We start from the raw sequence: 12,784 nt of genomic DNA, 5'->3' as shown, positions 1-12,784 counted from the left end.
GCTCGCTCCCGGCCGGGCCTACTCGTCGATCTCGATCGGCAGCCGCGCAAGGCACCGCTCGTAGCGGGCCGTCAGTTCCGCCTCGTCCGCGGCGCCGGTGAAGATCTGGCCGATCTCGTAGCTGTAGCTGTCCTGCAGCGGCAGTTCGGACAGCCGGTCGCCGGGCCGCACGGACACGTTCACCATCGTGCCGGGGATCTCCCGCTCGACCGCCGCGATCTCCTCGGCCGTGGGCACGCGCCGGACGACGCCGTCGGTGAACCGCTTGACGAACCATTTCGCGGCCACGGCGTACTCACCGCCGCCCGGCCGCGCCAGTTCCGGGTCGAGCCCCAGCGCGAGCCGGACCATGTACTGGTGGTTGGGCACGCCGTCCACGTGCAGGAACAGCGGGGCGTGGGACTGGGAGTGCCGGGGGTTGACCTCCAGCAGGCCGATCGCGTCCCGCTCCCGGTTCCAGAAGTACTCGACGTTGAAGGTCGTGGAGTCGAGCCCGATGCGCTCGATCACCCGCGTGGTGGCGCCGACCATCCGCTCGACGACGTCGCCGGGCAGGCAGGACGGGTACCGGTAGCGCAGGAACGTCGGCCGGCCCGGGTAGGCGATGGAGTCGACGACGCCGTAGACGTGCACCTCCCCCTCGAAGCGGCAGCCCTCGACCGTGACCTGGGCGCCCTCCATCGACTCCTCCGCGAGGCAGGCCATGCCGCCGACCCGGGCGATCTCCGGCGGGAGGTCGAGGCGGGCCAGGACGGACTCGAACGGCCTGCCGAGGTGGCCGATCCCCGCGCGGATCGCGGCGACCGCCCGGTCGAACTCGTCGTCGTCCGCGACCAGGTACGCCAGGACCGCCGCCGCCGACTTCACCGGCTTGAGCCACATCGGGTAGCGCACGCCCGGCGGCGGCCGCGCCCGGCTCGCCCGGATGTCCACCAGCCCGAACGCGGGCACCTCGTCGATCACCTCGCGCTGCTCGATGCGGCTCCAGTACTTGTGCTCGCACTTCACGACGGATTCGAGGCTCGACGAGCGCAGGCCGTACCGGGCGCACAGCACCGGGACCATCGTGGTGACGGGGAAGTCCCAGAACCCGATGATCGCGTCGATCGGCCCGTCGAACGCGTCGAGCTGCTCCTGCGCCCGCTCCACCACCCGGTCGAAGTCAATCTCGGCCATCCGCAGCTCCCGGCGCGTCATCACGCCGTGGAAGCGGTAGTCCGAGCGGTGCGGAAGCGCGTGGAGCATGCGGAGATTCGGCTCGTCCAGCCCCAGCACGAACACGTTGCGCGGCATGCTTCGTCCCCCTTCGCGGAAGGTTTCCGCTGACGGCGCGTCCAAACGGCCGGGGGGCTTGCGGAGCGGGGAAAACGCGATTACCGTTCGGGTCACTTATAGGAAACTTTCCTATTGGTTCAAGGTCGAACCGCCCACCCGCCACCCATCGCGGCACCGCTCGGGGGACCCCGCTCACCCACCCCTCCTACCCCGGGAGCGATCTTGCGAAGAACCCTTCTTCCCGGCTTCCTGCTCACCGCGCTCTGCTCGCTCGTCCTCGCCCTGCTCGTCCCCGCCCCGGCGAACGCGGCCGCGGTGACGGCGACGTTCGCCAAGTCCGCCGACTGGGGCTCGGGCTACGAGGCCAGGTACACGGTCAAGAACGACACCGGCTCGGCGATCTCCTCGTGGACGGTGGAGTTCGACCTTCCGTCCGGCTCCAGCGTCGGGACGTACTGGGAGGCGCTGCTCACGCAGTCCGCCGGGCACGCCACGTTCACCAACCGGTCCTACAACGGGAACGTCGCGCCCGGCGCGTCGGTCTCGTTCGGCTTCATCGTCAACGGCTCGGGGACGCCCCTCAACTGCACGATCAACGGCGCCCCCTGCTCCGGCGGCGACCCCGGAGAGCCGGGAGCACCATCCGCACCCGGCGCACCCACCGTCACCGCGCGGACGGACACGTCCCTCACACTCTCGTGGTCGGCCCCGTCCGGCTCGGTCACCGGTTACCGCGTCTACGAGGGATCGGCCGTCCGAGCCGCCACGTCCGCGACGAGCACCACCATCACCGGCCTGGCCGCCTGCTCCAACCACACCTACACAGTGAAGGCGTACAACTCCGCCGGAGAGTCCGCCGCGAGCGCCCCGGTCACCGCCACCACGACCGGCTGCACGACACCGGACGTCACCAGGCACGCCGCGCCCTACCTGTACATGGGGTGGGGCGACCCGCCGAACCCGTCCACCGTCATGAACAGCACGGGCGTCAAGTGGTTCACGATGGCGTTCATCCTGTCGGGCGGCGGCTGCACCCCCGCATGGGACGGCAACAGGCCCCTGCAGGGCGGCGCCGACGCGCAGGCGATCGCGCAGATCCGCGCGGCCGGCGGTGACGTCCTGCCATCGATCGGCGGCTGGTCCGGCAACAAGCTGGGCCCGAACTGCGCCACCCCTGAGGCCCTCGCCGGCGCCTACCAGCAGGTCATCGACGCCTACGACCTCAAGGCCATCGACGTCGACATCGAGAACAGCGACGAGTTCGAGAACGAGGCCGTCCAGGACCGCATCCTCAACGCCCTCAAGATCGTCAAGCGGAACAATCCCGGAATCCAGACGATCCTGACGTTCGGCACCGGCACCGGCGGCCCGAACTACTGGGGGACCCGCCTGATCAACCGCGCCGCCGAACTCCAGGCGAACGTGGACATCTTCACGATCATGCCGTTCAACTTCGCCGGCGGCTCCGACATGTACGGCAGCACGGTCAGCGCGTCCGAGGGCTTGAAGAACGCGCTGAAGTCCGCGTTCGGCTGGTCCGACGCGACCGCCTACTCCCACATGGGCATCTCCGGCATGAACGGCCTGTCCGACCAGCGAGAGGTGACCACTCCAGGGACCTGGACGCAGATCCGCGACTGGGCCGACTCCCGCGGCCTGGCGAGGCTGGCGTTCTGGTCGGTCAACCGCGACCGCCCCTGCCCCACCGGCGGCGTGGCCCCCAACTGCAGCGGCATAGACCAACAGAACTGGGAGTTCACCCGCATCACCGCGGGCTTCTGACCCGCCCTGCACCGCGGCCCGCGTCCCCGCCCGGCGACGCGGGCCGCACGCATGCGCCGACCCCACGTCGAGCGCGCTGTCCCCGGGGCGAGCTTGCTAGAACCGCAAGGTCTCGTGCCAGATCACGGCGTGCCGAGCAAAACTGAGCGCGACCAGACCGAAGGGCGGTCACATCCCGGGACGGTGTCCACGCCGGATCACACGGCCCGGGCGACATCACGCGACATGCCCTGCACGCGACATGACCGTCCCGTCGAAGGAGACCAGCCATGCCCACCACCCACCGCCGCGACGCCCCTCCGCCCAGAACCGGAAACAGCGAAGCCGAGGTGTTGCGCGGCTTCCTCGACTACCTGCGGACGTCGATCGCGGCGAAGGTCGAAGACGCCCCCGAACCGCAGGTCAGGACGGCCGGGGTAGCGTCCGGCACGAACCTGCTCGGCCTGCTCGAACACCTCACGTTCGTAGAGCGCGCGACGTTCCTCGGAGACAAGGTCACCAACTGGCAAGCGACGTTCGAGGCCGCGCCCGGCGACACCGTGGCCGACGTAGTGGCCCGCTACCGCGAGGCGGTCGAGCGCGCGAACGAGGTCCTCGACGGCTGCACCGACCTCGGCGCACCAGTCCCCCGACCGGGGCGGCCCGCCCCCAGCGTCCGATGGGCCCTGACCCACATGATCGAGGAAACCGGCCGCCACGCCGGCCACGCGGACATCCTCCGCGAACTGATCGACGGCGCCACCGGCCGCTAGAGCGTGTCCGGTAGATCTCGGGTGAGGTCACGGAGCCAGATCTTGTTGGAGGCGACGTCGACGGTGCCCCCAGATGGGCGGGGGCCGGACCGCAACGCGCACCATCGCCGCTCCCAGCGGCATCGCCGTCACCGACGATCACCAGGGCGGTGAAGCTGAAGCGCCGCCCGCCCCTGACGACCTCGCGGGCATGGGCGCCAAGGCGTCGATCAGCCGACGATGGGGCGTTCCTCCGGTAGTTCGTAGCGGTGGGCGCGCTCGCGCAAAGCGAGCGCGGTGGCGAACGTCAGTGGCCCGATGCGTCCCAGGAACATCAGGGCGATCAGCAGCAGTTGCCCGGTGTCCGGAAGATCGGCGGTGATGCCGGTGGACAGGCCGACCGTACCGAACGCCGAGGTGACCTCGAAAAGCACCCGGTCCAGCGAGTACGGGGTCAGGGCCAGCAGCGCGAACGTCATGGCGGTGACCAGGCCGACGCTCAGCAGCACGATCGCCAACGCCTGACGCTGCGTGCCTTCGGGGAGTCGCCGGTGACCGACGTTCACCCGCGCCTCGCCACGCATCTCGGCCCACAGCACGAAGCCCAGCAGCCCGAACGTGGTGACCTTGATTCCGCCGGCGGTTCCGGCGCTACCGCCTCCGATGAACATCAGCACGTCGGTGGCCAGCCAGCTCTCGGTCCGCATCTGGGCTACGTCGATGGTGTTGAAACCGGCGGTGCGCGGCATGACCGCCGCCGCGAAGCCCGCCAGCCACCGCGACGGCCGCGACATCGCGCCCAGGGTTGCGGGGTTGTCCCACTCGGCCATGGTCAGCACGAGCGTCCCACCGGCCAGGAGCAGGGCCGTCATGGTCAGCGTAACCCGGGTGAGGATCGTCCACCCGCTGGGACGCCGCCAGTGCCGCGCCAGATCGAAGACGACGGGGAAGCCGAGCCCGCCGACGATGACCGCCGTGCAGATCGTCAGATTGATCCAGGGATCGGTCGCGAACCGGACGAGGCTGTCGGGCCACAAGGCGAACCCCGCGTTGTTGAAGGCCGACACCGCATGGAACACCCCCAGGTAGAGGGCACGGCCCAAAGGTTCGCCGTGGCCCAGCACCAGCCGGGCGGTCAGCACCCCGGCGACCAGCGTCTCCGCCACCAGGCTGAACAGGACCACGTTCCGCACGACGCGCCGCACGTCGGCCATCCGCATGGTCTTGGTCTCCGCCTGGGCCACCATCCGGGCCCGCAGCCCCAGCCGGCGCGACAGCAGTATCGCGAACAGGGTGGCGAGCGTCATCAGCCCCAGACCGCCCACCTGGATCAACCCCAGGATCACCAGCTCGCCGAACGTCGACCAGTAGGTGCCGGTGTCGACGGTGACCAGCCCGGTCACGCACACCGCCGACGTCGAGGTGAACAGCGCGTCCAGCCAGTGCGCCGACCCCGCGCCCGCCGTCGCCTGCGGAAGCGACAGCAGCAGCGTCCCCGTCACGATCGTCACCGCGAACCCGCTGACCACGACCTGGGCAGGGTGCTGAAAGCGCTCGAGCAGCGCCGACCCTCGCGGCCTGCGAGAGGGGACCAGACGAATTCGCGGCGACAGAACGGCTCCTTAGGCAACACCCTCTTCACCCGAGCACATACCACCACACTCCGCCCCGAACGCAGCATCCGGGAACCGGCTTGGCGAAACGTGCCCGGAGCCCGGGGCTCCGTTCAGCGAGGCCGAGCGCCGCGCGTCTACTGACGGTCGGGGCGGACGATGTACCAGGCTCCCGCCGGGGTCGTCCACACGAGCACCCCGGGCCAGACATGGTGAAGGTTCCAGCCGGGACTCTGCTTCAGTCGGTGGTGCCTCCGGCAGAGCGGCGCCAGGTTGCAGCGGCAAGTGATGCCGGGGCTCCACGGCACGGTGTGGTCGAGGTCGCAGCGATGGGAGGCCCGGTTGCAGGTGGGGAACACGCACGTCGCGTGCCGCTTCTCGATCTCGCGACGCAGACTCGCTGGAGGACGGTACCCGGGCCTCCCGTGCCGCTCGGCATCTCCCTGGCAGAGCGCATCACGCTGCGGGGCGAGCCGCCGCGCGATCTTCCGCACCGCGAGGTCGACCGCGCCGGGCAGTTCGGTACCGGCGGTACGGTCGCGCAGGTGACCAAGCCGCCGCTCAAGCATCGCGACCACTCCTGTAACACCAGGACGGGACAAGTCGTCCACTGAGCGCGCCCTCGGACCTGCGGCGGCACCGATCGACACGACCGGCGCCGTGCCCCCAACCGCCCCGACCACCGCGATGTCGGCCACCCCTTCAACGCCACCGACGCACTCGGCGGTTCGAGGGTCGGCGGCCGCGAAACGGCCGTGCGCCTGGGACGGCGGGTGGCTGTCCATGGCGGGCGGCACCTGGGCCGTGGTGCGCCGCGCAGTCGGCCCGGGCGGCAGGGACGCGGCAGATCGTCCAGGCGTCGGAACGCGGGGGGCCGCCTGGGGCGTCGTGGGCTGCTCGGGGGGACAGTCGGCGGAATCCGGATGGTGAGCTGACGCGGAGCGGCCGGGGTCGGGGTCGGGGTCGGCGGCTCTGGCGAGGACGGCGGCGATGGCCTCCGGCAATGGGGCGCCGTTGAGAAGGCTGGTGGCCAGGTCGGCGCGGATCTGGTGTAGCGGGCGCGTGTCCCCGTCGACCTTGAGGCCGTGGGCGGCGGCGGTGATCTTGTTGTAGATGCCGTGGGCGTCTTCGGCGGCGAGGTCGCATAGCGCCAGGTCGGCGGTGCCGGACGGAGTGTCCCACAGCTCCAGGCGCCGCTGCCGTATCGCCTCCCGCCTGCGCTCCTCCATGGCCTCCGGAGCCAGACGCTGAACGATCCGCCTGATGCGGCGCCGCAACTGTCCCGTGGTCTGACTGGAAGCCTTCTCCAGCGCGGCGGCCTCGACGCGCTGAGTCACCTCATCGGAAAGGTTCTCGGTCGTGTCGCAGATGACTCGGGCCTTGGCCATGTCGATCCGGCCGGCTTCCAGGGCGTCGCCAGTGGCGGTCAGCGGGCCGGTCAGGCGTTCGGCCAGGTGGACGAGGGTTGCGGCGGCGTTTCCGGTGACGGTCAGCGCGGCGGCGACCTCTTCGGTGACCGACTCGTGCGCGGAGAGGACGCGGTAGTCGGGGTCGCCTGCTTCCTCAGCGGCATCGCGGCGCCGAGTCAATTCGGCTATCGCGGCCAGTTCGCGAGCCTGGGCCCAGGAGGTCTGCCGACGTGCGGCGGCAGCGACCTGCAGGAGTTCGTCGTCGTTCAGGTCGGCCAGGTTCTCTTTGCCGCCGGACAAACAGATGGCCAGTTGCGGGCCGGGCGGGAACCAGTCCCGGTTTCCCATTCACGTCCGCCACCGACCATCTCAGGGCCTTTGAAGACTTCAACATCATCGAAGACTTCGAGTTGTGCGGTCAACACCGGGGTTCACCTCCCAACCTCTATTCGACCATCCCCCATAATAGGGGAAGACCGCATTACCCCACGGGGACAATCTAGACACGCCACATTATTGTCACCGCATTTCTTTCCGTCTGCGACGCCGATTAGGACATTCCTTGCGGTAGGCGATCATCCAACGGTCGTCGCGGGCTGAGGACGGCTTTATCGGGATGGGGTGGTTTCTGTAGGTGGACGGCTGAGGTGCCTTCCGAAGGCGGACAGCGACCGTTTCCCATTGCTGCCGACTGCTGGCACGTTGGTTGCGATTGTTGGGCTTGGGTTATGTGCTCGGGTGACAGCCAGGTGCGGGGAGCGACCCGAAGCGCGCGCTACGCGCGCGCCATCAACGGCCCCAGCCACCCACCCTCGTCGCCGACAGCTTTTCCCGCGCGAAGCGCGGCGCCCACAGCACCACGCGCCGAACCCGCAGAAGAACATCCGAACCGAACCGACCACCGCAACCAACGTGCCAGCAACCGTCGACAACAGGACGGACGTCGCCACCTACGGGAGGCACCTCAGCCGCCCACCACGGTCACCGCACTAAACCGATAAAAAGGCGACCTCAGGTCGTGACGAGGGCCTCGATCTCCTCTTCGGTGTCGCCCGGACGGCCGGCCCGGTGGAGTTCGCGTGCGTAGTCCGGTGTTTGGAGCAGGCCCGGTATGCAGAGCCCCTCGTACCAGCGAATCATGGAGGTCTTCTTCTCCACCTCCAGGTACTCCGCGGATCCGGTCGGGTACCGATGGGCCTTCTTGAAGTCGAGCGTCCGGAGGAGCGCGCCACCGCTGTCGAGTTCGCGGTCGCACGCTTCCGCGAACGCGACGGAAGCGGCGAGCTGGCCGGTCTCGGCCCCGGAGATCAGCGACTCCGAGAAGTTGATCCGTTCGGCGAGCTGGGCCTGGGTCAGTCCGGCCCGCCTGCGGTAATGGCGCAGCTCGCGGCCCCAGATGGCCTGCGGGCTGTAGGCTCCGAAGAGGTCACATCCATGCCGACGACCGTGTCAGCGCCCGAGGTCCCGACTCTCGCCCTCGACCCCACCGACCAGGCCCCTCGCCTCGCGCGGGCGTTCCTCGCGGAGCGGTTCCGCGAATGGGGCGTCGCCGACGACTACGTCGGACGGCTGGTGGTCTGCGAACTCGTCACCAACGCCTACCTGCACGGGGAAGGCCCGATCGTCGTCCACGTCTTCAAGAACGAGCACGACGGCGGGGTCGTCATCGAGGTCTGGGACGCCGGTGAAGGGGTGGCCGACCGGCCCGGAACTGCGGGAACATGATCGGTATGTCGCGTTTTCAGCACCAGGCCAAGCTTGCCCCCGTCCCCCGCCCCTTGGCGGACGAGGTGGTCCGCGCCCTCATGGACTGCTTGGAGGGGCTGTCGTTCACTGGTGGTCGGCTTGACATCGGTGAAGACTTCGACGGCGACATCGACGTGCGATTGACCGAGGGTGAACATCTCACCACCGGCGCCCGCTACCGAATCGAGCTGCTTGAAGGTGACGGCGAGCAGCTCACTCTCGACGTGAGGCTCGTGTCCTGGGACAGGGCGGGGGAATCCCGAATCGAGATAACGTCCGGTCTGGAAGGGCACGTCGTGAACGCGCAGATAGAACTGCGCATGGCCGGGCAACGAGTGCATACCTTCCGCGTCGAAGGCGACTACCAGGGACCGGGGTCAGGGCTGCTTCGCAGGCTTCAGCGCGCGAAGTGGGAGGCCGAGGTGTGCTTCGAGGAATGGTGGTCCGTGCTGGGCCAGCGAATCTCGCCCATTTCCCTGCGTGTCCAGCACCCCTTGGCGTTGGCGTCCTTCCGGGGCGATCGCGGAAAGGACGTGGACGAGCGCTGGAGCGTCGAGAGCACCCTGCGGTTCCGCGGACGCTGGGTCGCGCGCCCGGTGGCCGCGCTCGGTCTTCTCATCATGCGGGGCCGCGTCCGCCGCGTTCTCCGCAAGAATTTCGAGAAAGCGGAGGCCGCATGGAACGACGCCGTGCCCGGCATGGCGGAACGCGGGTGGCAGGAGCGGGTCACCGTGCGGCATCAGGTGGAGGTCAGGTCCGTCTCGCGCGAATGGGTCGAGGATTACGTGGCCGCCCTCCACCGCCACATCGGAGAACTGCGCGTCGAAAACGGACGGCTCACGGATACGGCCGCCGATATTCGACTCCTCGAAGGCGAGCACATCAAGCCCGGCGCGCGCTACCGCATCGCCCTCGAAGAGAACAGCGAGACACAGCAGAACGAGACCGGCAAGAGCAGGCGAACCGGGGCGCTGGACGTCAGCGTGACCGCCTGGGATGCGGACGGCCCCAGCCGGATCGAGTTGAACAGCCCGGAGAACGCGCAGACCGGATGGGCCGAACTCGACAGCGCGGCGAACCCGACCCGCGTCCGGGCCGTGTTCGACGGGGCGTTCGAAGAGATCACGCGGCTCCAGGTGACGGCCGAGGGAGACCTTGAACGCTGGTGGGCAGGCGTCGGCGGTTCTGGCGACGACAGCCCGGCCTTCACCGCCAAGGTCGAACAGCCCCTCGGGGAGGGGATCTTCTCCATCGCGGGCTCACCGGGCCGGGACGGCCGCTGGAAGCTGGACGTCTCCTTCACCGCCGAGGGGCGCGGCTGGGCACGCCCGCTGATCGCCGTGGCCGGGCTGCTGTCCGGCAACGCCATTCAGGAAACGTTCGCGTCCACGACCGACGAAGCGGCCACCGACTGGGACGACACCATCTCGAAGGCGATCGAGGCGGGCCCCGACCTGGCCCTTCACCAACTCCTGAACGGAGCCGCGGCCACCGCCAAGCCGGATTAGGGTGGCGGAGGTGGACTGGGTGGAGCGGGTTCTCGGCGTCAGACGCTACTCGCGCCATGGTGAACGCGCTCCGCACAAGCCCCTCCTCCTGCTTTACGCACTGGGACGATTCCGCAACGAAGGACCCGACCCGATCGAGTTCTCGGCGGCGGAAAAGGACCTCGATCGGCTGCTCCGGGAGTTCGGACCGCCCCGCCCGACCAGCCCGGGTTATCCGTTCCACCATCTGACGAATGACCGCCTTTGGGAGGTCACGACGGCCGATGGCGGGGGAAGTCCGGGTCCGAATGTGGGGCCGTTGCGGGCGCTCCACGCGCGCGGCCGGCTGCACCCTGAGCTCACCGCCGCGCTCCGCAAGGATTCGGCATTGCTGGCCCATCTGGTGCGGGCCCTGCTGGACGCCAACTTCGCCCCTTCGCTGCACGCCGACATTTGCCAGATGGTCGGGCTCGACCTAGAGGACGCGGAGCTGCCGTCCCATGTGAGCGACGAGTTCGGCCGCCGCGATCCGGCGTTCCGGCCGGGTGTGCTGGAGGCGTACGAGTACTGCTGCGCGTTCTGCGGTTACGACGGCTGGCTGGACGGTGTCGCGGTCGGGCTGGACGCCGCGCACGTGCGGTGGCGGACGTTCGGCGGCCCCGACGACCTGGGCAACGGGATATGCCTGTGCGCGCTGCACCACCGGCTCTTCGACCGCGGTGTCGTGGGCCTGGCGACCGACCGCACGATCACGGTGTCGCGCAAGTACATCAGCCGTGCCGCGACGTCCCGCAGCATGGTCCTCGACCTCGCGGGACGGTCGGCGCGGAAGCCGCAGTCCGGTCTGGTCCCGGTCGAGCGCGAGCACATCGAGTGGCACGCGAGGCAGGTCTTCCGAGGGGCCGCACGCGCCGCCTGACTGTCGGAATCTGCCGGTCAAAGGCCGCTGATTCGACTACTCCTGCCTAACTTCCCCACCGGTCGCGCTGGTTCGGCGTGCGAGCTGGGCTGGTTTCCCAGGCCCGCCCCATCGCGCCGCGAAGGGGGTTGATCCAGGTCATGGCCGGTGGTTACCGTACAAAGAACTTATAGGAAACCTTCCTAACGATTAGCGACTCGGGGTTTCGGGGGAACCGGCCGGCCGTCCTACCGATGGAGTCAGACGTGCGTCCCCGCTCCGTACTCACCGCCCTCACCGTCCTCCTGATCGCCTTCCTGGCACCGCTCGGCGCGAGCGCCCACGCGGCGGCGGCCCCGTCCGCGACGTTCGGCAAGACCTCCGACTGGGGCTCCGGCTGGGAGGGACGGTTCACGCTCACCAACGGCTCCAGCACCACGATCAACGGATGGCGGGTCGAGTTCGACCTGCCCGCCGGGACGTCCATCGGCACCTACTGGGACTCCCTCCTCACCAAGGACGGGCAGCACCACACGTTCCAGCACCGCGAATACAACGCCACGATCCCCGCAGGCGGTTCGGTCACGTTCGGCTTTCTAGGGAACGGTCCCGGCGCCCCAGAGAACTGCACGTTCAACGGCCGGCCCTGCACGGGCGACCCGCAGGAGCCCGGCGAGCTGGGCAGACCAGGCACGCCGACCATCACCGCCCGCACCGACTCGTCCCTGGCCCTGTCCTGGCAGGCCGCCACCGGCGCGCCCGCCGGATACCGCGTCTACGAGGGCTCCGACCTGCGGACGACCGTCACCGGAACCACCGCCACGATCTCCGGTCTGACGCCCTGCTCGACGCACAGCTACACGGTCCGGGCCTACGACGCCGACGGCGAATCGCCCGCCAGCACGGCCGTGACCGGCACGACGACCGGATGCGCGACCGGCCCGCTCCCCCGCCACTTCCTCACCGGCTACTGGCACGACTTCGTCAACCCCGCCGAAGAACTGAGGCTCTCGCAGGTCCCGGACGAGTACGACCTCATCGCGGTCGCGTTCGGCGAGGCGACGACCCGTCCCGGCGAGGTCACCTTCCGGGTCGACCCCGAACTGTCGGCCGCACTGGGCGGATACACCGACGCGCAGTTCAAGGCGGACCTCGCCGCGCTCCAGAACGACGGCAAGAAGGTCATCCTGTCGGTCGGCGGCGAGAGGGGCGCCATCCGCGTCGCCGACGCCGCCTCCGCGCAGCTCTTCGCCGACTCCGTGCGCGGGCTCATGACCGAGTACGGCTTCGACGGCGTCGACATCGACCTGGAGAACGGACTCGACCCGACCTACATGGAGCAGGCGCTTCGGACGCTGCACGCCGCGACCGGCAGCGGCCTGATCATCACGATGGCGCCGCAGACGATCGACATGCAGTCCACCGCCGGGTCGTACTTCCGGCTCGCGCTGAACATCAAGGACATCCTCACCGTCGTCCACATGCAGTACTACAACTCGGGCACCATGCTCGGCTGCGACCAGAAGGTGTACGGGCAGGGGACGGTCGACTTCATGACCGCGCTGGCGTGCATCCAGCTCGAGAACGGGCTGCGCCCCGACCAGGTCGCGCTGGGGCTCCCCGCCGGGCCGGGCGCGGCGGGCGGCGGGGTGGTCGCACCGGCGATGGTCAACGACGCCCTCGACTGCCTCGCTAAGGGCACCAACTGCGGATCGTTCACACCGTCCCGGACGTATCCCGGCATCCGCGGCGCAATGACGTGGTCGATCAACTGGGACGTGACGAACGGCGGCGCCTTCTCCAGGACCGTCGGCCCGCACCTGGACACACTTCCGTAGAGGGG

Annotated in this window: 10 protein-coding genes; 6 read left to right on the top strand and 4 right to left on the bottom strand. The window is 69.3% G+C overall.

Annotated elements, in window-relative coordinates; genetic code table 11:
• Positions 1-18: 18 nt before the first annotated feature.
• Entirely contained in the window at positions 19-1,293 is a 1,275-nt protein-coding gene (locus tag E1266_RS06035; RefSeq protein ID WP_132044588.1) for a biotin carboxylase, read from the bottom strand.
• A 204-nt stretch (positions 1,294-1,497) separates the two neighbouring features.
• Between E1266_RS06035 and E1266_RS06030 the strand changes: the two genes are divergently transcribed.
• Positions 1,498-3,057 (top strand): cellulose binding domain-containing protein, encoded by a 1,560-nt coding sequence (locus E1266_RS06030; protein ID WP_132044586.1) that lies wholly within the window; start codon positions 1,498-1,500, stop codon positions 3,055-3,057.
• Positions 3,058-3,326: 269 nt separating this feature from the next.
• Positions 3,327-3,809: a DinB family protein gene (locus E1266_RS06025; RefSeq protein WP_132044584.1), complete on the top strand. Its 483-nt coding sequence runs from the start codon at positions 3,327-3,329 to the stop codon at positions 3,807-3,809.
• A 209-nt stretch (positions 3,810-4,018) separates the two neighbouring features.
• On the opposite strand, the gene E1266_RS06020 is transcribed toward E1266_RS06025, so the two are convergent.
• The 3 genes from E1266_RS06020 to E1266_RS39255 form a co-directional block, all read right to left on the bottom strand.
• Positions 4,019-5,350, bottom strand: coding sequence for a potassium transporter TrkG (locus E1266_RS06020; RefSeq protein WP_279436305.1), 1,332 nt, complete (start codon positions 5,348-5,350; stop codon positions 4,019-4,021).
• Between the two features lie 188 nt (positions 5,351-5,538).
• Entirely contained in the window at positions 5,539-7,158 is a 1,620-nt protein-coding gene (locus E1266_RS06015; protein WP_132044580.1) for an HNH endonuclease, read from the bottom strand.
• 663 nt (positions 7,159-7,821) lie between these two features.
• Entirely contained in the window at positions 7,822-7,968 is a 147-nt protein-coding gene (locus tag E1266_RS39255; protein WP_243718255.1) for a Scr1 family TA system antitoxin-like transcriptional regulator, read from the bottom strand.
• Between the two features lie 276 nt (positions 7,969-8,244).
• Here E1266_RS39255 and E1266_RS06005 point away from each other — a divergent pair, with 276 nt between their 5' ends.
• From E1266_RS06005 to E1266_RS05990, 4 genes are all read left to right on the top strand, one after another.
• Positions 8,245-8,535 (top strand): hypothetical protein, encoded by a 291-nt coding sequence (locus E1266_RS06005; RefSeq protein ID WP_132044578.1) that lies wholly within the window; start codon positions 8,245-8,247, stop codon positions 8,533-8,535.
• Positions 8,532-10,064: a hypothetical protein gene (locus E1266_RS06000; protein ID WP_132044576.1), complete on the top strand. Its 1,533-nt coding sequence runs from the start codon at positions 8,532-8,534 to the stop codon at positions 10,062-10,064. The genes E1266_RS06005 and E1266_RS06000 overlap by 4 nt, the downstream gene beginning before the upstream one ends.
• Positions 10,065-10,074: 10 nt before the next feature.
• Positions 10,075-10,962: a phosphorothioated DNA-binding restriction endonuclease gene (locus E1266_RS05995; protein WP_132044574.1), complete on the top strand. Its 888-nt coding sequence runs from the start codon at positions 10,075-10,077 to the stop codon at positions 10,960-10,962.
• 245 nt (positions 10,963-11,207) lie between these two features.
• Positions 11,208-12,779: a cellulose binding domain-containing protein gene (locus E1266_RS05990; RefSeq protein WP_243718254.1), complete on the top strand. Its 1,572-nt coding sequence runs from the start codon at positions 11,208-11,210 to the stop codon at positions 12,777-12,779.
• Positions 12,780-12,784 lie beyond the last annotated feature (5 nt).

This window comes from Actinomadura sp. 7K534 (assembly GCF_004348575.1).
GTDB lineage: Bacteria > Actinomycetota > Actinomycetes > Streptosporangiales > Streptosporangiaceae > Spirillospora > Spirillospora livida.
This window is presented reverse-complemented; position numbering and strand designations above follow the sequence as displayed.